The sequence below is a fragment of the Pseudomonas sp. S10E 269 genome, from assembly GCF_002798465.1.
Taxonomy (GTDB): Bacteria; Pseudomonadota; Gammaproteobacteria; order Pseudomonadales; family Pseudomonadaceae; genus Aquipseudomonas; species Aquipseudomonas pergaminensis.
In genome coordinates this window covers 4,804,541-4,823,679 of the sequence record NZ_PHIJ01000001.1, presented here as the reverse complement: position 1 = coordinate 4,823,679, position 19,139 = coordinate 4,804,541, and the positions used below count along the sequence as shown (strand labels likewise).

The following is a 19,139-nucleotide window of genomic DNA, read 5'->3' as shown; positions in this document are numbered from 1 at the left end:
GCGGCTCAGTCGTCGCCCGACGGCAAGGCCCTGTTCGCCTGTTCGAGCGCAGTAATGCGCTCGACTTTCTTCCCGGAGCGCTCCGCTTCGAATTCCGACGCCAGAAACACTTTGACGATGCTCTTGGCCAGCTCGGGCCCGATCACCCGTGCACCAATGGACAGGATCTGCGCATCGTTGCTCTTGCGCGCGCGCTCGGCCGAATAGGTGTCATGGGCCTGGGCCGCCCGCACGCCCTTGATCTTATTGGCGGAAATCGCCATGCCGATGCCAGTGCCGCAAATCAACACGCCCAGGCGCTGTTCACCCGCCCCCACCGCCGTAGCCACGGCCGCTGCAATGTCCGGGTACAGCACCGGGCTGGACGAATAGCAGCCAAAATCCTCGACCCCATGCCCGAGGCTTTCGATAAAGCCCTTGAGCATTTCCTTGAGTTCAAAGCCTGCCTCGTCGCATCCGATCGCCACCGAAAACGTCGTTTGTGCACCCATTACTGTTTCTCCGCCAGACCGATCAAATGATCACTCAATGAAAATATGCACAAACATTAGCAGGCGACAGGCAGGCGGCTGTCAAGGCTTATTTAAAGAGCCCTCCCCCTAAAAACTGCAAAACAACAGAAGCTCCCTGGTCGGACCATTGACAAAACCGGCCCAAGCAGTTTAAACATATGATCATTATCCGATCATATGATCAGGCTATTGGATAAAACGACCTAATAACAAAAATCAGCAAGAGGACACACCGATGGCCACGCCATTACTGCTCCAGGCTGAACACGTTTCCAAGGCCTACGCCGGGGTCCCTGCCCTGCGTGACGGGCGCCTCTCCCTGCGGGCCGGCAGCGTGCACGCCCTGTGCGGCGGCAACGGCGCGGGCAAATCGACTTTCCTCAGCATCTTGATGGGCATCACCCAGCGTGACGCCGGCAGCATCCTGCTCAACGGCCAGCCGGTGCAGTTCGACCGCCCCAGCGCGGCACTGGCCGCCGGGGTGGCGATGATCACCCAGGAGCTGGAACCCATTCCCTACATGACCGTGGCCGAAAATATCTGGCTGGGCCGCGAGCCGCGCCGTGCTGGCTGTATCGTCGACAGCAAGGCACTGAACCGGCGCACCCGCGAGCTGCTGCAAAGCCTCGAATTCGACGTGGACGCCACCAGCCCGATGCACCGCCTGAGCGTGGCGCAGATCCAACTGGTGGAAATCGCCAAGGCCTTCAGCCATGACTGCCAGGTGATGATCATGGACGAACCCACCTCGGCCATCGGCGAGCGTGAAGCCGAGACCCTGTTCAAGGCCATCCGCCGCTTGACGGCACGGGGTGCCGGCATCATCTATGTGTCCCACCGCCTCAGCGAGCTGGCACAGATCGCCGATGACTACAGCATCTTTCGCGATGGCGCCTTTGTGGAGAGCGGGCGCATGGCCGATATCGACCGTGCCCACTTGGTGCGCGGCATCGTCGGCCAGGAACTGCAACGCATCGACCACAAGGTCGGTCGCGAATGCGCGGCCACTACTTGCCTGGACGTCAGCGGCCTGAGCCGCGAGGGCGAGTTCGAGGACATCAGCCTGCAATTGCGCCAGGGTGAAATCCTCGGGATCTATGGCCTGATGGGCTCGGGCCGCAGCGAATTCCTCAACTGCCTGTACGGCCTGACACTGCCGGACGCCGGCAGCGCCACCCTGCAAGGCCAGCCGTTGCCCACGGGCACCCCGGCGGCAACCATTCGCGCCGGCATGTCCCTGGTCACCGAAGACCGCAAGGACAGCGGCCTGGTGCTCAGTGGCAGCATCCTCGCGAACATCGCACTCTCGGCCTACAAGCAACTGTCGAGCTGGTCGGTGATCAATGCGCGCAAGGAACAGGCGCTGGCACACAGCATGGTCAAGCGCCTGCAGATCAAGGTTTCGTCCCTGGACCTGCCGGTGGAGTCGATGAGCGGTGGCAACCAGCAGAAGGTGGTGCTCGCCAAATGCCTGTCGACCCAACCGATCTGCCTGTTGTGCGATGAGCCCACGCGCGGCATCGACGAAGGCGCCAAGCAGGAGATCTATCACCTGCTGGACGAGTTTGTGCGCGCCGGTGGCGCGGCCATCGTGGTGTCGTCCGAAGCGCCGGAGCTGTTGCACCTGAGTGATCGCATCGCCGTGTTCAAGGGTGGCCGCCTGGTCACCGTCAGCAGCGACACCGCCCTTTCCCAGGAAGCCTTGTTGAGTCTTGCCTCATGAACAGTAAAGTCCTTGCCGCCCCCGTTACCGCCGCACCGCGCAACCGCCTGCGCCTGTCCCTCGACCGTTTCGGCCTGCCGCTGGTGTTTATCCTGCTGTGCCTGGTAATGGCTTTTTCCAGCGAATACTTCATGACCTGGCGCAACTGGATGGACATCCTGCGCCAGACCTCCATCAATGGCATCCTCGCGGTGGGCATGACATACGTGATCCTCACCAAGGGCATCGACCTGTCGGTGGGTTCGATCCTGGCGTTCGCCGGCTTGTGCAGCGCGTTGGTCGCGACCCAGGGCTATGGCCTGCTGGCAGCGGTGAGTGCGGGGATGTTCGCCGGGGCCATGCTCGGGGTGGTCAATGGCTTCATGGTTGCCAACCTGAGCATCCCGCCCTTTGTCGCCACCCTTGGCATGCTCAGCGTGGCGCGGGGCATGACCTTTATCCTCAACGACGGCAGCCCGGTCACCGACCTGCCGGACAGCTTCCTGGCCATGGGCATTGGCAAGCTCGGCCCCATCGGCGTGCCGATCATTATCTTTGCGGTGGTCGCGCTGATCTTCTGGATGGTGCTGCGCTACACCACCTACGGCCGCTACGTGTACGCCGTGGGCGGCAATGAAAAGAGCGCGCGCACCTCGGGCATCGGCGTGCGCAAGGTGACGTTCTCGGTGTACGTGATTTCCGGGCTGCTGGCGGGGCTAGCGGGCGTGGTGCTGGCGGCGCGGACGACCTCGGCCCTGCCCCAGGCAGGCGTGTCCTATGAGCTGGATGCAATTGCGGCGGTGGTGATTGGCGGCACCAGCCTGTCGGGCGGCACCGGCAGCATTGTCGGCACACTGTTTGGCGCGCTGCTGATCGGGGTGATCAACAACGGTTTGAACCTGCTCGGGGTGTCCTCGTATTACCAACAAGTGGCCAAGGGGTTGATCATCGTGCTCGCGGTGCTGATCGATGTCTGGCGCAAGAAAAAACGCTAAGTGGAGTGTGTGCAATGTCCAATTTCTGGAACCAGGCGTTCGACCTCACCGGCCGTTGCGCCGTGATCACCGGGGGCGCCGCCGGTATCGGCCTGGCCTGCGCCAATTTATTGGTGGAACGCGGCGCCAGGGTGGCCTTGCTGGACCGTGACCCTGCGGTGGTGGAAGTGGCCGCCAGCCTCGGCAGTGGCCACCTGGGCGTGGTGGCCGACCTGCGCCAGCTCGACTCGCTGCAGGCCGCCGTCGACCAAGCCGCCGCCGGCCTCGGGCGCATCGATTACCTGGTCAACAGCGCAGGCGTCGCCCTGCTCGACAAAGCCCTGGACGTCAGTGAAAACGCCTGGGACACCACCCTGGATATCAACCTCAAGGCCAGCTTCTTCGTGGCCCAGGCCTGCGCCCGGCATATGATCGAACACGGCGGCGGGCGCATCGTTAACCTCGCTTCCCAAGCCGCCGTCATCGGCCTTGATCGTCACGTTGCCTACTGCGCCAGCAAGGCCGCGGTGGTCGGTATGACCAAGGTGCTGGCCATGGAATGGGCGCCACACGGCATCAACGTCAACGCCGTCTCGCCGACCATCGTCGAAACCGCCCTAGGCAAGAAAGCCTGGGCCGGTGAACTGGGCGAACGGGCCAAATTGCAGATCCCGGTGGGGCGCTTTGCCCAGCCGGAAGAGATCGCCGGCTTGGTGCTCTACCTGGTCAGCGATGCGGCCAAGATGATCACTGGGGAAAACGTGGTGATCGACGGCGGCTACAGCATTCAGTAATCCGATTCCAGACGAATAAGAACAAGGAAACACCCTATGAATCGAGTCATCAACGATCCGGACCTGGTGGTCGAGGACATGCTCGCGGGCATACTCATGGCGCACCCGGAACTGGTGCAATACGAGAGCAACCCACGGGTCATCCGCAAACGCACGCCTTCACCGGTCGGCCAGGTGGGCATTGTCACCGGCGGCGGCTCGGGCCATGAGCCGGCGTTTCTCGGCTATGTCGGCCCAGGGCTGGTGGATGCGGTCGCCGTCGGCGAGATATTTTCTTCGCCCACCGCCAAAAGCTTTTTCGATGCCTTCCGCGCCGCCGACCAGGGCGCGGGCGTGGCGTGCCTGTACGGCAACTACGCCGGCGACAACATGAACGTGAAGTTGGCGATGAAAATGGCCGCCAGCAAAGACATGACCATCCGTACGGTGGTCGCCAACGACGACGTGGCATCTGCCCCGCCGGCGGACATCGCCAAGCGGCGTGGCGTGGCCGGTGAGATCTTCATGTGGAAAATCGGTGGTGCCGCCGCTGCCCAGGGCTACGACCTCGACGGTGTGATCCGCGTGGCGCAAAAAGCCGTGGACCACTGCCGCTCCATTGGTGTCGGCCTCACGCCCTGCACCATCCCCGCCGTGGGCAAGCCGAACTTCCAGATTGCCGACGGGCTGATGGAACTGGGCATTGGCCACCACGGCGAACCCGGTATTGAAGTGGTGCCGGTGGAGTCTGCCGCCGCCATGGCCGAGCGCATGCTCGCGCCGATCCTGGCTGACCGCGACTTCACCCAGGACCAGAGCGTGGTGGTGCTGGTCTCGGGCCTGGGCGCCACGCCGGTGATGGAGCTGTATATCTTCTACGCCGAGGTCGAGCGTCAACTGCGCGCCAAGGGCCTGCGCATTCACCGCTGTTACGTGGGCAACTACTTCACGTCGCTGGAAATGATGGGCGTGACCCTGACCCTGCTGGGCCTCGACGCCGAGTTGAGCAGCCTGATCGACCAACCCTGCCGCGCCATCGGCATGACACAGTCGGAGTGAAGCATGAGCGAGCATTTCCCCAGCAATACCGGTAGCGCCATCGTTACCAACCTGGTGTCGATCATCGTCGCCAACCGCGAATACCTCAGCGAAGTGGACGGTGCCATCGGCGACGGCGACCACGGCATCAACATGGCCAAGGGTTTCTCGCGCTGCGGCAAGACCCTGGAAGGGCGCGAACTGTCCCTGGCCGAGGCACTGGACGAACTGACCCTGGCGTTGATGGAAGGCATCGGCGGTTCCATGGGCCCGCTGTATGGCAGCCTGTTTATCGGCATGGCCGACGAAGTGCGCGGCCGCGACAACATCGATGCGGCGACCTTCGCCAAGCTGCTGCGCGGTGGCCTGACCTCGTTGCAGGACATCAGCGATGCCGGCGTTGGTGACAAATGCCTGATGGATACGCTGATCCCGGCAGTCGAGGCGTTTGAACAGGCCCAGGCCAGCGGCGCGTCGTTCCGTGACGCCTTGCGCCAGATGAAAAGCGCCGCCTCCCAGGGCCGCGACTCCACCCGTGACCTGGTGGCCAAGATCGGCCGCGCCAGCCGCCTGGGGGAACGGTCCCTGGGGGTACTGGATGCTGGCGCGGTGTCGTGCTGCCTGATCCTGACCGACCTCGCCGAATCGGTCGAGGCGCGGTTGGTCGCCTAGCTGTTGTGAGGGGCTTGCTGTGGTGTGGGGCTTCTTGCGGTGACCAGGCTTGCTGTCGTTAGCAGCTCTCTGTGGTGAGCGGGCTTGCCCCGCGCTGGGCCGCGAAGCGGCCCCAGAACCTGCCAATGAGTTCTACCTGGATAAACGCAGTGCCTGGATCGGGGCGGCTTCGCCACCCATCGCGGGGCAAGCCCGCTCACCACAGAAAGCCCGCTCACCACAACAATCCTGCTCACTGCAGCAAGCCTACTCACTGCAGCAAGCCCCCTCACCCCCTACAAGATGTCACCTAGCGGCGCGTCGCGTCATCCAGGGCGAGGATCGTGTAGGCATTCGACACGGTCGTCGCCAGGGTGTTGATCACCCCGGAGCGCAATGCGCCGAGGGTGGCCGCCGCCTTGGTGTTCTCGCTGGCGATCGCCACCACGTCGGGAATGCGCACCAACTCCTGCACCGTTAAGCCGATCACCCGGCCCTGCAGGGTGTTGACCGCCGGCTGGCCGTGGATGTCGATAAAGTCGTAGCCCATCATGTCACCGACGGTGCCGGACACGCGGGCCTGGGCGATTTCCTGGGGTGAGAACCAGCCCATGCGCACCATGTTGCTGTTCTCGCTCATGTCACCGATGCCGATCAAGGCGATATCGGCGCGACGGGCGCGGTCGAGGGTGGAACGCACGGTGTCGTTGTTAATCAACACGCTGCGCAGTTCGGGGTTGGCGACCAGGGCCGGCGCGTAGAGGGTTTCGCTCTCGGCGCCGAAGCGCAGGGCCAGGCGCCGGCAGATATGGTCGGGGTTCATGTATTCGCCGGCCTTGAGCGAACCGCCGATGGCGCACACGAAGGTGCAGTTGCGCGTCACCGGCAGGAACACGTTCTCGGCCACTGCGCCCACGTTGCGACCCATGCCGACGGCAACGATCATGCCGTCGCTGAGGGTCTTGTTCAGGTAGTTGGCGACCAGGCTGGCCACGGCCGAGCGCTGGGTGTCGGGGTCGCCGTGGTCAACTGCGATCAATGCGCGGTCCAGTTGGAAACGCTCGACCAGCGCCTGTTCCAGTTCCGTGTTCAGGGCCGGATGCTGCAGCACCCGCACCTCCACCACCCCTTCATCACGGGCGCGCTTGAGCAAGCGGCTGACCTTGACCCGCGACAGGTCGAAGCGCTTGGCAATGGCTTCCTGGGTGATGTTGTCGAGGTAATAAAGCATGGCCACTTCAGTCATCAGGTCGATGTCGCTGGCTGCACGCTGGGCACTGTCGGTCATGGGAGCTTCCATTTACGCCACAAAAAACCATTCTCCCTAGTCTGTGCGGTGCAAGTCCAGCGGCGAATGGGCGATGCCTGCAAAGATTCTAGTGGCTGTGCTGGTATTCCCGTGGCGTACAGCCGAACTCGCGACGGAACACCGTGTGCAGGTACTGCGCGGACTTGAAGCCGCACTGCCGCGCAATATCGGCAATTGGCAGTTGGTTGCCCTGCAGGCCCTTGGCGGCGCTGGCCAGTTTGAAACGCAGGATCTCGTCATGCACGCTGCACCCGCGCGCCTTGCGAAAGTGTGCCTCCAGCGAGGAACGCGACACCCCCACATACGCCGCCACCTGGGCTGTCTTGATGCCCTGGCACGCGTACTGGCGGATAAACAGCAGGGCCTGCATCACGTAAGGATTGCCCAAAGGTTGATGCAGGCTCGAGGCCTGCACGTTGATCGCGTCCGGCGGCACCAGGATCTGCTCCCCCCGGCAGGGCTTGCCGTGCAGCATCTGGTGCAACAGCGCGGCGGCGGTACGGCCCATGGTCTCGGTGCCCTGGATCACCGAACTCAACGGCACGCGTGTGAGCGTGCGGGTCAGCGGGTCGTTGTCGATGCCGATCAGCGCCACTTCCTCCGGCACCGCAATGCCGGCGGTCAGGCAGGCTTGCAGCAATTGCCGGGCGCGGGCGTCGGTGACCGCGATAATGCCAATCGGCTTGGGCAGGCTGTGCAGCCAGGCGATCTGCTGCTCCACTGCGCTGTCCCACAGCGGCGCGCTGGTGCCCAGGCCGCGATAGATCTGCACCGGCAAACCGTCGCGTTGCAGCAAGCGCTTGAAGGCTTTTTCGCGCTCCTGGGCCCAGCGGTTGGCCTGGGCCTGGGGCAGGCTGAAACAGGCAAACCGCGTCACACCGGCCTCGATCAAATGCTCATAGGCGAGTTTCATCAAGGCCGCGTTGTCAGTGGCCACATAGGGGACGCCCTTGGGGTAGTCGCGCGCATCCTCGTAGGATCCCCCCACCGCCACCACCGGCACCTTGCTCCCGGCCAGCGCCTCGCCGATCAGCGGGTCGTCGAAGTCGGCAATGATCCCATCGCCCTGCCAACGCTCGATGCCTTTGAGGCGGCACAGGAAGTCTTCTTCAAGGAACAAGTCCCAGGACGCACGGGTGCTGCTCAGGTAATTGCCGATGCCGGCGATGATGCCGCGGTCATAGATTTTGCTGCCGTTGAACAGCAAGGCAATGCGGTGCACGGGCGGTAGAGTTTTCATTGTTGTGTCCTTGGCCGGTCGCAACAGCCTAGACCCTGCCACTCAAAATCGCACCCTTCCTTGGTGATTTTCATAATCGCCAGGCCATTGGCCGTTGCTAGTATCGGGGCACCGCCAAGAACAATAAGGAAAACGCCATGCCGTACTTCCCCGGTGTCGAGAAGGTTCGCTTCGAAGGCCCCAGCAGCGACGCCCCCCTCGCCTTTCGCCATTACGACGCCAATAAAATCATCCTCGGCAAACCAATGCGCGAGCACCTGCGCATGGCCGCCTGTTATTGGCACACCTTTGTATGGCCAGGCGCGGATATGTTTGGCGTGGGCACGTTCAAGCGGCCGTGGCAGCGCAGTGGCGATCCGATGGAACTGGCGATCGGCAAGGCGGATGCAGCCTTCGAGTTTTTCTCCAAGCTGGGCATCGACTACTACAGCTTTCACGACACGGATGTCGCCCCCGAAGGCAGTTCGCTGAAGGAGTACCGCCACCACTTTGCGCAGATGGTCGATCACCTGGAGCATCATCAGGAACAGACCGGGATCAAGCTGCTGTGGGGCACGGCCAATTGCTTCAGCAACCCGCGCTTTGCCGCCGGCGCCGCCAGTAACCCGGACCCGGAAGTGTTTGCCTACGCCGCCGCCCAGGTGTTCAGTGCCATGAATGCAACGCTGCGACTCAAAGGCGCCAACTATGTGCTGTGGGGCGGGCGTGAAGGCTATGAAACCCTGCTCAATACCGACCTCAAGCGCGAGCGCGAACAACTCGGGCGCTTTATGCGCATGGTCGTGGAGCACAAGCACAAGATCGGCTTCAAGGGCGACTTGCTGATCGAGCCCAAGCCCCAGGAGCCGACCAAGCACCAATACGATTACGACAGCGCCACAGTGTTCGGCTTCCTGCATGAATACGGGCTGGAACAGGAGATCAAGGTCAATATCGAGGCCAACCACGCGACCCTGGCCGGGCACAGTTTTCATCACGAGATTGCCACCGCCGTGTCCCTGGGCATCTTCGGCAGTATCGACGCCAACCGGGGCGACCCGCAGAACGGCTGGGATACGGATCAGTTCCCCAACAGCGTCGAAGAGATGACCCTGGCCACCTATGAAATCCTCAAGGCTGGCGGTTTTAAGAACGGCGGCTATAACTTCGACTCCAAGGTGCGTCGCCAGAGCCTGGACGATGTGGACTTGTTCCACGGGCATGTGGCGGCCATGGATGTGCTGGCCCTGGCACTGGAACGCGCGGCGGCGATGGTCGAGAACGACCGGTTGCAGCAGTTCAAGGACCAACGTTATGCCGGCTGGCAGCAACCGCTGGGCCAGGCCGTGCTGGCGGGTGAGTTCAGCCTGGAATCACTGGCTGAGCATGCGTTTGCCCAGGAGCTGAACCCGCAGGCGGTGAGTGGGCGACAGGAGATGCTTGAGGGTATTGTGAACCGCTTTATCTACCGCTAGCACTGTGGCGAGCGGGCTTGCTTGTGGGGTGTTGGCTTGTATGTGGTGAGCGGGCTTGCCCCGCGCTGGGGCGCGTCGCGGCCCCACTGCAGGCGATGTGTTTTTACCTGACACTCTGAGGTGCCTGGTTTTGGGGCTGCTTCGCAGCCCAGCGCGGGGCAAGCCCGCTCACCACAGATACAGTGTTTGTCTAGAGTCTTCCAACAACAATAAAAGGACGCACAATCATGAAACGTACACTCATCGCCACTGCCCTGGCCCTGCTCGCCCTGCCGGTGATGGCCGATTCGGCTCATCCGAAAATCGGCTTTTCCATCGACGACCTGCGCCTGGAACGCTGGTCCCGCGACCGCGATTACTTCGTGGCCGCAGCGGAAAAACTCGATGCCAAGGTCTTCGTGCAATCTGCCGATGCCAATGAGCAAAAGCAGATCTCGCAGATTGAAAACCTGATTTCCCGTGGCGTCGATGTGATCGTCATCGTGCCCTTCAACGCCACCGTACTCACCAATGCCGTCGCCGAAGCCAAGAAGGCCGGGATCAAGGTGGTGTCGTATGACCGCCTGATCCTCAACGCCGATATCGACGCGTACATCTCCTTCGATAACGAAAAAGTCGGTGAGATGCAGGCCAGCGGTGTGCTGCAGGCGGCGCCCAAGGGCAACTACTTCCTGCTCGGCGGCGCGCCCACCGATAACAACGCCAAGGTGCTGCGCGAAGGCCAGATGAAGGTGCTGCAACCGGCCATCGACAAGGGCGATATCAAAGTGGTCGGCCAGCAGTGGGTCAAGGAGTGGAACCCGACCGAAGCCCTGAGCATCGTCGAGAATGCCCTGACCCGCAATAACAACAAAATCGACGCCATCGTCGCCTCCAACGACGCCACCGCCGGCGGTGCGATCCAGGCCCTGGCCGCGCAGAAGCTGGCGGGCAAGGTGCCGATTTCCGGCCAGGACGCCGACCTCGCGGCCATCAAGCGTGTGATCGACGGCACCCAGACCATGACCGTGTACAAGCCGCTCAAGCTGATCGCTTCGGAGGCGGCCAAGCTCTCGGTACAACTGGCACGCAATGAAAAACCCACCTACAGCTCGCAATACGACAACGGCAGCAAGAAGGTCGACACCATCCTGCTGACGCCGACACCGTTGACCAAGGCCAATATCGACGTGCTGGAGAAAGACGGGTTCTATACCAAAGAGCAGATTGCCGGGCAGTGACCGCCATGGCCGACTACCTGCTGCAAATGAACGGCATCGTCAAAACCTTTGGCGGAGTCAACGCGCTGGACGGTATCGACATCAAGGTGCGGCCGGGGGAATGCGTCGGCCTGTGCGGCGAGAACGGTGCCGGTAAATCCACCTTGATGAAGGTGCTGTCGGCGGTCTACCCGTACGGCACCTGGGACGGTGAAATTCTCTGGGACGGGCAGCCGCTCAAGGCCCAGTCCATCCGGGACACCGAGGCGGCCGGCATCGTCATCATCCACCAGGAACTGACCCTGGTGCCCGACCTGTCGGTGGCCGAGAACATCTTCATGGGCCACGAACTGACTTTGCCGGGTGGGCGCATGAACTACCCGGCAATGATCCACCGTGCCGAAGCCTTGATGCGCGAGCTCAAGGTGCCCGACATGAACGTGGCGCTGCCGGTGTCGCAGTATGGCGGCGGCTACCAGCAACTGGTGGAAATCGCCAAGGCCCTGAATAAACAGGCGCGCCTGCTGATTCTCGACGAGCCCTCCTCGGCCCTGACCCGCGCGGAAATCGAGGTGCTGCTCGACATCATCAAAAGCCTCAAGGCCAAGGGCGTGGCCTGCGTGTACATCTCCCATAAGCTCGATGAAGTCGCAGCCGTGTGCGACACCATTGCGGTGATCCGCGATGGCAAGCACATCGCGACCACCGCCATGGCCGACATGGACATCGCGCAGATCATCACCCAGATGGTCGGCCGCGAGATGAGCAACCTCTACCCCACCGAACCACATGCGGTGGGCGAGGTGATCTTCGAAGCGCGCAACGTCACCTGCTACGACGTCGACAACCCCAAGCGCAAACGCGTGGACGATGTGTCCTTTGTGCTCAAGCGCGGGGAAATCCTCGGCATTGCCGGGCTGGTCGGCGCCGGGCGCACGGAACTGGTGTCGGCGCTGTTCGGCGCCTACCCCGGCCGCTACCACGGTGAAGTGTGGCTCGATGGCCAGGTGATCGACACGCGCACACCGCTCAAAGCCATCCGCGCCGGGCTGTGCATGGTGCCCGAAGACCGCAAGCGCCAGGGCATCATCCCGGACCTGGGCGTGGGCCAGAACATCACCCTGGCGGTGCTCGACACCTATGCGCACCTGACCCGCATCGATGCCGAAGCGGAGTTGGGCAGCATCGACCAGCAGATCGCGCGCATGCACCTCAAGACCGCCAGCCCGTTCCTGCCGATCACCAGCCTGTCCGGTGGCAACCAACAAAAGGCCGTGCTGGCGAAAATGCTGATGGCCAAGCCCAAGGTGCTGATCCTCGACGAACCCACGCGCGGGGTGGACGTGGGCGCCAAGTATGAGATCTACAAATTGATGGGCGCCCTGGCGGCCGAAGGGGTGTCGATCATCATGGTCTCGTCGGAGCTGGCCGAAGTGCTCGGCGTGTCCAACCGCGTGCTGGTGATCGGCGACGGCCAGTTGCGCGGGGACTTTATCAACGAGGGGCTCACCCAGGAACAGGTGCTCGCCGCTGCGCTCAGTCATAACAATAACGATCGGAAGACCGCGTAGATGAATCAGGTCAAACACCTTTTTACCCGCTACAAAATGCTCGCCCTGGTCATCGCGGTGGCGGTGATCTGGCTGTTTTTCAGCTGGCAGACCGAGGGGGGGTTCCTTACCCCGCGCAACCTGTCCAACCTGCTGCGGCAGATGTCGATCACCGGGATCCTGGCGTGCGGCATGGTGCTGGTGATCATCAGCGGCGAGATTGATTTGTCGGTGGGGTCATTGCTCGGCCTGCTTGGCGGGCTGGCGGCGATTCTGGATGTGGTTTACCACGTGCCGCTGCTGGCCAACCTGAGCCTGGTCGCTTTATGCGGCTTAATGATTGGATTGGCCAACGGCTATATGACCGCCTACCTGCGCATCCCGTCGTTTATCGTCGGGCTGGGTGGGATGCTGGCGTTTCGCGGGATTCTGCTGGGAATCACCGGTGGCACCACCATTGCGCCGGTGTCGCCTTCATTGGTGTATGTCGGCCAGGGGTATTTGCCGCATGCGGTCGGTATCGGCCTCGGCGTTTTGCTGTTTGCCCTGACGCTGTTCCTGACCTGGAAACAACGCCGCAACCGCGCACTGCATGGCCTGGCTGCGCATTCATTGGTGCGTGATGTGCTGCGCGTCGTGGTGATCGGCGCCGTGCTGGCCGGGTTCGTCACCACCCTCAACAGCTATGACGGCATCCCCGTGCCGGTGCTGCTGTTGCTGGTGCTGCTCGGCATGTTCAGCTACGTCACCAGCCAGACCGTGTTCGGCCGCCGCGTATACGCGGTGGGCAGCAACATGGAAGCCACGCGCCTGTCGGGCATCAACGTACAGGCGGTGAAACTGTGGATCTTCGGCATCATGGGCGTCATGTGCGCCCTCGCCGGGCTGGTCAACACCGCGCGCCTTGCCGCCGGCTCCCCTTCGGCGGGGAACATGGGCGAGCTGGATGCCATTGCGGCCTGCTTTATCGGCGGGACGTCGATGCGCGGCGGTTCGGGCACGGTGTATGGCGCGTTGCTCGGGGCGTTGGTGATTACCAGCCTGGACAACGGCATGTCGATGCTGGATGTGGACAGCTATTGGCAGATGATTGTGAAGGGCAGCATTTTGGTGTTGGCGGTTTGGGTCGACGTCAGTACACGCGCCGGGCGGCGGTGATACTCACGGCGGTGCGGCCGTGGGCTCAATAAATCGGAGCCCCATCATAGATAGTGTAAAGATGGTCGGGCACTTCAGAAGGCCTGGAGAGATAGACGAACAGCTTGCCATTGTGTTCTTCGTACGCAAGTACTTTCATGCTTTCTCCAGGCCCCACAGCGACATGATCCATCAAGTATCCGGTTGATAGGTTTTTCTTGGGTATTGACTCATCGAATACAAACACCACAGGTTGGACTTTATCACTTCGGCCCTTGACGGCATTCTTTGCCCATCTTTCCCATTCTCCGGCGTTACCCACAGTTGCCGAAGCTGACTGTACACCGGCATCTTGAAAAACCTTTCCAACGCCTTTTTTAATTCTTTCTGCGCCGTCACGTGTGACAAAGGCGCTGCGATAGGCCTTACCCTCATAAGCATTCAGTTGGTTGAACTCTTCAAGAAACGCTTCCAGATCAGGCGACGTGTCGCCGGAACGCAGAGGCCCGTTAACAAAATCGGAGCCTGCCTCAATATAGGTTTCGACACCCGCGAAATCCTCCGCATTACTGCCCTGTATCAGTGAACCCAGCACACGTTCAACCCGTTGCATTTCCTCTTTCGTGACGGCCTCCACGTTATCGCGCTGCGCAATGACCGCCTCCAACTCCGCGCGTGCCCGCCTATATTTAGGTGAGAAAAATTCTGATATTTTCCCGCCCCCTACCACACCCATTTTTTGCCACACGCCCGCGGCATCAGGCTTGGCAGCAATACCGCTACTCACTAGTTTTTCAGGATCATGCGGATCTTTTACATATAACCGGTAATGCATTGAGTCACCCGCGTCGGGGTGTTCAGCGGCGTAGTACACCTTCCCCCTGAATTCCACCTCGCGCAGCCCTGTCAAAGATGAAGGTAGTTTGAAAGCAGGCGTCGGCTCAGGCGCATTTCCCAACGAAACAGCTACCTCATCCGTTGTGACCTGATACTTCGGCTCCCGCACTAATTCAAAACCGTCAGCGGGCGAACTGTATCGCCATCCAAACTGTTCGCGGGTGGAGGAATCAAAAGTCAACAGGGGTTCACCCGCTTCCAGCACCCCGTCGCCAGGCAATAATTCGTGCGCAAGTTGCAGCCCTGATATAACCACTGCCGCATTACCGCCAACGCGATCACTGGCGGTCATTCCATCGATGGAATCGTGAATCCCGAAAACAATAGTGCCGATGTTGCCGACGATGGGTACGTAGCCAAAGGTGCTCCCCCAGAGGTCTTTTGCTGCCTTCCAGTTTTGCTGCGCGGAGCCGAACACCTCGGTTTGATCGGACCAAACCGCGTTGTCGGCATTCGCCTTTTGGTACTTGGCAGCAATACCGGAATCCAGGCGACCATAGATCAGTTGGTAAGCACTGCTGCGCGCGCTGGTGTAGTTGAATGTCTCCCACACCGGCACCGCTTTGTCTTTGAACACGCTGGAGTACCCAGGGTAACTGGCGTGATTACCGGCAATCACGTTATCGAGCACATCCCCAGCCTTTGGCCAATGGGCATCCAGGCCGCCTTGCCTGTCGCGGGCATTGAAGCTGCGCAACAAATTGTCCCTGTTGTTTTTAGCCCAGTTGGCAAATGCCTCATCACCTTGTATCTCACCCACCCTGCCGTTCTTCAAATCGATCATCACCCCCTTGTTTGGGCGATGCTCATAATTGCCGTCATAGGCGGTGTAAGGAATAAATGCATACCCCGTCAGTGGGTAGCCATAGAGGTTGGGAATAATCACTTGCCCATTGTGCGACAGTGTTCGCGTGACCGCCGCTTGACCATCGGCGCTTAAGGTCTTGAACGTATTCTTATTGTTCCTCAAGCTTTGCAAGGTGCCTCTAACAACGTAGGCGTCCGCTTTGCCCGAGCGCTCTGCCAGCACTCCGGACGCGTCGCGCATGGGTGGCGCTATTGCATTGTCCCAGTGTTTCTCGAGGTGCGTACCCACGGACTCCAGGTCGGCGACCTTGCTCCGGTCTTGCGGCTCGATCTCCATGAACTGGAAATTGAGCGGGCTGCCTCTCTGGACTTTGTCGTGCGCCAGTGCGCCGGCCGCGATTTCCCAGGCGAAGTAAGTACGCGTGTCGGTGCGGGTCAAATGCTCAGGTTTTCCGACCCCGGTGTACGAGGTGAACTTGAGCGTGAATTTCTCATGCGGATCGTAACCGGCAGCCAGCAGTCCACCACTGAAGTAACCCGCTGGCTCCAGGAACTGGCGAACCTGCTGGAAGCGTATGTTTCTTTCGCCTTCACTGCCCATTTCAATATTGCTGGCATGCGTAACGACACGACTCGCATAGGCATTGATACGTTGTATCTGCTCTGGCAACGGATCGCGTGCAGTCGGTGGCGATACCGCATCGGATCCAAAAATCAGGGTGTTATGAAAAGAATCGGAACCCGCTGGTACGGATGTCGACGGGGCACGAGAAAAAGTAACACCCGCATAGGTCAGCGTCAGTCCATCCTCGACGAAACCCATGTCGTCATTCAAATAGGAGTAGTCGGCTGCGAGGATAGGCGACGAAGAGTACGTATTTACACTCATGAAAGGACGACCTTTAAATATTCTCGTAATTTTCCCTACGCCGTTGAAAGCATGATTCTTACGCTTTTTGAGAAGGGCACACATGGCAGGATATCTTCGTACATAGACCGCACGACGATGCCGATACCAGCAGGCCAATGTGTCGCTCCTGAAAGTCAAAGGGTTCCTTCAATGAGAAGGCCCGTTCATTGCGCACTGTTTCACGAGCACAGCACTCAAACTCCTGGAAACGGCCAAGCTAAAACGCGGATTTGATCGCCTGGAGCCCACGCAATAAAAAATGTGACAGCTGGCTTGCCTGCGATAGCGATGAATCAGTGCCAGATGTACTGCCTGACACCACGCTATCGCGGGCAAGCCCGCTCCCACAGTTGACCGTGTACAGGCTTTGGTTATTTGGAGACTGGCATGGCGAATTCGGCGCCCTGCTCGATGCTTTCCGACCAGCGCTGCATGATCGACTTCTGCTTGGTGTAGAAGCGCACACCCTCGGTGCCGTAGGCATGCATGTCGCCAAACAGGCTCTTCTTCCACCCGCCAAACCCGTGCCACGCCATCGGCACCGGGATCGGCACGTTGATGCCGACCATGCCCACTTCGATGCGCCGTGCAAACTCGCGGGCGATGTTGCCGTCGCGGGTGAAGCAGCTCACGCCGTTGCCGAACTCGTGATCGTTGACCAGCTTGATGGCCTCGGCGAAGTCATTCACGCGCACGCAGGCCAGCACTGGGCCGAAGATTTCTTCGCGGTAGATACTCATCTCTTTAGTCACGTGGTCGAACAACGTCGCACCCAGCCAGAAGCCGTTTTCCAGGCCCGGTTCAGTGGGTACATAGTCACGCCCGTCGAGCAGCAACTGCGCGCCGGCCTGCACGCCTTGTTCGATGTAGCCGCTGATGCGTTCCACCGCCGCGCGGGACACGATCGGGCCCATTTCTGCCTTGAGGTCGCGACCGTCGGTGATGCGCAGGTGCTTGGCACGTTCGGTCAGGGCGGCGATGACTTTGTCGCCCACATCGCCCACCAGCACCGCCACCGAAATGGCCATGCAGCGTTCGCCAGCACTGCCGTAGGCGGCGCCCATCAGGGCGTCGACGGTTTTTTCGATATCCGCGTCGGGCATCACCACCATGTGGTTCTTCGCGCCGCCCAGGCCTTGCACGCGCTTGCCATTACGGGCGCCGGTTTCGTAGATGTACTGGGCAATCGGCGTCGAGCCGACAAAGCTCACAGCCTTGACGTCCGGGTGTTCGATCAGCGCGTCCACCGATTCCTTGTCGCCCTGCACCACGTTGAACACACCTTTGGGCAGGCCGGCTTCGCGCAGCAGTTCGGCCATGAACAGCGAGGCGCTCGGATCGGTCGGGCTTGGCTTGAGGATGAAGGTATTGCCCGCCGCGATGGCGATCGGGTACATCCACATCGGCACCATCACCGGGAAATTGAACGGCGTAACGCCGGCGACCACGCCCAGGGGCTGGCGCATTGTCCAGTTATCCATGCCACGGGAAACCTGGTCGGAATGCTCGCCCTTGAGCAGGTTGGGAATGCCACAGGCGAATTCGAGGATGTCGATGCCACGGTCGACTTCGCCCTGGGCGTCGGTAAAGACCTTGCCATGTTCGGCGACGATGATGCGCGCCAGGTCATCCTTGCGCTCACGCAGCAGGTGCAGGTACTCGAACAGCACGCGCGCACGGCGGATCGGCGGCGTGTCCGCCCAGCCGGCGAACGCGGCCTGGGCAGCGGCGACGGCTTCGGCGACGGTCTGGCGGCTGGCCAGGGCGACGCGGCCGGTCTTTTCGCCGGTGGCCGGGTTGTAGACGTCCTGATAGCGATCATCGCGGGACACGCGCTGGTCGTTGATGTAGTGCTCGATGGTGGTGGTCATGGCAGGCGATCCCAGGTGAGTAGCGTTGGCGCTCACGATAGGCTTTTGATTTGTTCCAAACTAGAGCAGAATCCAGAACTTATTGTCCACAACAGCGAACAATACTCCCATGGAAAAGGCTGAGATCGAAGGGCTCTGGACCCATATCCACTGGCTGTCAGTGCTGGAGGAACACGGCACCTACACGGCCGCCGCCGCACGCCTGGGCGTGAGCAAGTCGGCGGTGAGCCAGCGCATTTCCGACCTGGAGAAGGCCACCGGTACCCGACTGGTGACGCGCACCACGCGCAGCGTACGCCTCACCGATGCAGGGCAGTCGCTGACCCGCGACGTGCGCAGCGCCTATGAACAGATCGCCCGCAGCTTCTCGTCGGTGCGCGACTCGGCCGGGGAAATTCGCGGGCTGGTGCGCCTCACCGCGCCGGTGGCGTTTGCCCGTCAGCAACTGGTGCCGCATCTGTCGGAGTTCTTGCAGCAGTACCCGCAGGTGCGCATCCAACTGGACGTATCCGACGCCCTCAGTTCACTGGCCGCCGAAGGCTACGACCTGGCTGTACGCCATGGTTTCCAGGTGCCGGAAACCCATGTGGCGTGGAAGCTCTGCGACACCGGCTCAGTACTGGTCGCCACCCGCGACTACCTGCAACGCCACGGCGAACCACGCCAACCCGGCGACCTGTCCGCGCATAACTGCCTGTTCTACCCGCGCGGCACCGACCAGCCCGCCTGGACCTTTGAGCGCGGCACAAAAAACATCGAGCGCCTCACCGTGCCCATCGCCGGCAGCTTCGCCACCAATAACAGCGAGGCCCTGCGCGATTCGGCGCTCAACCACCTGGGCATCGCCCTGCTCCCGGACTTCAGCGCCCATGCCGCCCTGGCCAGCGGCAAGCTGGTGCAGGTGCTCAAGGACTGGACGCTCAAGGGCGCGTTCGCCGATGAGATCTACCTGATCCGACCGTATTCGCCCCATGTGCCGAAGTCGGTGAGCGCGTTGGTCAGTTATTTAAAGGGCAAATTGTCCGCGGGGTTTCGCTATACGGCGACATAATGGCTCTATCCAATCAATCATAAGTGGATCTTTTTGAGGAACCAATTCGCCCGTAGGATGCGCC

General features: G+C 61.3%; 15 protein-coding genes. 10 read left to right on the top strand and 5 right to left on the bottom strand.

Features of this window, described 5'->3' with window-relative positions:
* Nucleotides 1–5: 5 nt before the first annotated feature.
* Nucleotides 6–491, bottom strand: coding sequence for a ribose 5-phosphate isomerase B (gene rpiB / locus CWC48_RS22475; protein WP_100490347.1), 486 nt, complete (start codon nucleotides 489–491; stop codon nucleotides 6–8).
* Between the two features lie 256 nt (nucleotides 492–747).
* Here rpiB and CWC48_RS22470 point away from each other — a divergent pair, with 256 nt between their 5' ends.
* From CWC48_RS22470 to dhaL, 5 genes are read left to right on the top strand one after another with little or no spacing between them, the layout of a single operon-like run.
* Nucleotides 748–2,235, top strand: coding sequence for a sugar ABC transporter ATP-binding protein (locus CWC48_RS22470; RefSeq protein WP_078049109.1), 1,488 nt, complete (start codon nucleotides 748–750; stop codon nucleotides 2,233–2,235).
* A complete protein-coding gene (locus CWC48_RS22465) occupies nucleotides 2,232–3,209 on the top strand; it encodes an ABC transporter permease (protein WP_076954377.1) in 978 nt (325 codons plus the stop codon). The genes CWC48_RS22470 and CWC48_RS22465 overlap by 4 nt, the downstream gene beginning before the upstream one ends.
* A 14-nt stretch (nucleotides 3,210–3,223) precedes the next feature.
* Nucleotides 3,224–3,982 (top strand): SDR family oxidoreductase, encoded by a 759-nt coding sequence (locus CWC48_RS22460; RefSeq protein WP_078049110.1) that lies wholly within the window; start codon nucleotides 3,224–3,226, stop codon nucleotides 3,980–3,982.
* A gap of 36 nt (nucleotides 3,983–4,018) precedes the next feature.
* Nucleotides 4,019–5,020: a dihydroxyacetone kinase subunit DhaK gene (locus CWC48_RS22455; protein WP_100490346.1), complete on the top strand. Its 1,002-nt coding sequence runs from the start codon at nucleotides 4,019–4,021 to the stop codon at nucleotides 5,018–5,020.
* Nucleotides 5,021–5,023: 3 nt separating this feature from the next.
* Nucleotides 5,024–5,671 (top strand): dihydroxyacetone kinase subunit DhaL, encoded by a 648-nt coding sequence (dhaL, locus tag CWC48_RS22450; protein WP_078049112.1) that lies wholly within the window; start codon nucleotides 5,024–5,026, stop codon nucleotides 5,669–5,671.
* 289 nt (nucleotides 5,672–5,960) lie between these two features.
* Here dhaL and CWC48_RS22445 read toward each other — a convergent pair whose 3' ends face one another.
* Nucleotides 5,961–6,938, bottom strand: coding sequence for a sugar-binding transcriptional regulator (locus CWC48_RS22445; RefSeq protein WP_078049113.1), 978 nt, complete (start codon nucleotides 6,936–6,938; stop codon nucleotides 5,961–5,963).
* Between the two features lie 88 nt (nucleotides 6,939–7,026).
* Nucleotides 7,027–8,199, bottom strand: a complete 1,173-nt coding sequence (locus tag CWC48_RS22440; RefSeq protein ID WP_078049114.1) for a XylR family transcriptional regulator — start codon at nucleotides 8,197–8,199, stop codon at nucleotides 7,027–7,029.
* Nucleotides 8,200–8,336: 137 nt separating this feature from the next.
* Here CWC48_RS22440 and xylA point away from each other — a divergent pair, with 137 nt between their 5' ends.
* The 4 genes from xylA to CWC48_RS22420 all read left to right on the top strand — a co-directional run bounded on the left by xylA (nucleotide 8,337) and on the right by CWC48_RS22420 (nucleotide 13,560).
* On the top strand, nucleotides 8,337–9,653 hold the full coding sequence (xylA, locus tag CWC48_RS22435) for a xylose isomerase (RefSeq protein ID WP_100490345.1): 1,317 nt from the start codon (nucleotides 8,337–8,339) through the stop codon (nucleotides 9,651–9,653).
* Between the two features lie 227 nt (nucleotides 9,654–9,880).
* Entirely contained in the window at nucleotides 9,881–10,873 is a 993-nt protein-coding gene (gene xylF, locus CWC48_RS22430; protein WP_078049116.1) for a D-xylose ABC transporter substrate-binding protein, read from the top strand.
* A gap of 5 nt (nucleotides 10,874–10,878) precedes the next feature.
* Nucleotides 10,879–12,423 carry a D-xylose ABC transporter ATP-binding protein gene (gene xylG / locus CWC48_RS22425; RefSeq protein ID WP_177409449.1) on the top strand — a complete coding sequence of 515 codons (1,545 nt, stop codon included), beginning with the start codon at nucleotides 10,879–10,881 and terminating at the stop codon, nucleotides 12,421–12,423.
* On the top strand, nucleotides 12,424–13,560 hold the full coding sequence (locus tag CWC48_RS22420; protein WP_100490344.1) for a sugar ABC transporter permease: 1,137 nt from the start codon (nucleotides 12,424–12,426) through the stop codon (nucleotides 13,558–13,560).
* Nucleotides 13,561–13,585: 25 nt separating this feature from the next.
* Here CWC48_RS22420 and CWC48_RS30385 read toward each other — a convergent pair whose 3' ends face one another.
* Together CWC48_RS30385 and CWC48_RS22410 are read right to left on the bottom strand one after the other, a co-directional pair.
* Nucleotides 13,586–16,132, bottom strand: a complete 2,547-nt coding sequence (locus CWC48_RS30385; protein ID WP_177409448.1) for a hypothetical protein — start codon at nucleotides 16,130–16,132, stop codon at nucleotides 13,586–13,588.
* Between the two features lie 392 nt (nucleotides 16,133–16,524).
* Nucleotides 16,525–18,024: a CoA-acylating methylmalonate-semialdehyde dehydrogenase gene (locus CWC48_RS22410; protein WP_100490343.1), complete on the bottom strand. Its 1,500-nt coding sequence runs from the start codon at nucleotides 18,022–18,024 to the stop codon at nucleotides 16,525–16,527.
* A 109-nt stretch (nucleotides 18,025–18,133) separates the two neighbouring features.
* Here CWC48_RS22410 and CWC48_RS22405 point away from each other — a divergent pair, with 109 nt between their 5' ends.
* Nucleotides 18,134–19,075: a LysR family transcriptional regulator gene (locus CWC48_RS22405; RefSeq protein WP_078049120.1), complete on the top strand. Its 942-nt coding sequence runs from the start codon at nucleotides 18,134–18,136 to the stop codon at nucleotides 19,073–19,075.
* Nucleotides 19,076–19,139 lie beyond the last annotated feature (64 nt).

Coding starts and splice junctions, on each gene's coding strand:
- rpiB (WP_100490347.1), bottom strand. CDS start 491: ATGGGTGCACAAACGACGTTTTCGGTGGCGATCGGATGCGACGAGGCA.
- CWC48_RS22470 (WP_078049109.1), top strand. CDS start 748: ATGGCCACGCCATTACTGCTCCAGGCTGAACACGTTTCCAAGGCCTAC.
- CWC48_RS22465 (WP_076954377.1), top strand. CDS start 2,232: ATGAACAGTAAAGTCCTTGCCGCCCCCGTTACCGCCGCACCGCGCAAC.
- CWC48_RS22460 (WP_078049110.1), top strand. CDS start 3,224: ATGTCCAATTTCTGGAACCAGGCGTTCGACCTCACCGGCCGTTGCGCC.
- CWC48_RS22455 (WP_100490346.1), top strand. CDS start 4,019: ATGAATCGAGTCATCAACGATCCGGACCTGGTGGTCGAGGACATGCTC.
- dhaL (WP_078049112.1), top strand. CDS start 5,024: ATGAGCGAGCATTTCCCCAGCAATACCGGTAGCGCCATCGTTACCAAC.
- CWC48_RS22445 (WP_078049113.1), bottom strand. CDS start 6,938: ATGACCGACAGTGCCCAGCGTGCAGCCAGCGACATCGACCTGATGACT.
- CWC48_RS22440 (WP_078049114.1), bottom strand. CDS start 8,199: ATGAAAACTCTACCGCCCGTGCACCGCATTGCCTTGCTGTTCAACGGC.
- xylA (WP_100490345.1), top strand. CDS start 8,337: ATGCCGTACTTCCCCGGTGTCGAGAAGGTTCGCTTCGAAGGCCCCAGC.
- xylF (WP_078049116.1), top strand. CDS start 9,881: ATGAAACGTACACTCATCGCCACTGCCCTGGCCCTGCTCGCCCTGCCG.
- xylG (WP_177409449.1), top strand. CDS start 10,879: ATGGCCGACTACCTGCTGCAAATGAACGGCATCGTCAAAACCTTTGGC.
- CWC48_RS22420 (WP_100490344.1), top strand. CDS start 12,424: ATGAATCAGGTCAAACACCTTTTTACCCGCTACAAAATGCTCGCCCTG.
- CWC48_RS30385 (WP_177409448.1), bottom strand. CDS start 16,132: ATGAGTGTAAATACGTACTCTTCGTCGCCTATCCTCGCAGCCGACTAC.
- CWC48_RS22410 (WP_100490343.1), bottom strand. CDS start 18,024: ATGACCACCACCATCGAGCACTACATCAACGACCAGCGCGTGTCCCGC.
- CWC48_RS22405 (WP_078049120.1), top strand. CDS start 18,134: ATGGAAAAGGCTGAGATCGAAGGGCTCTGGACCCATATCCACTGGCTG.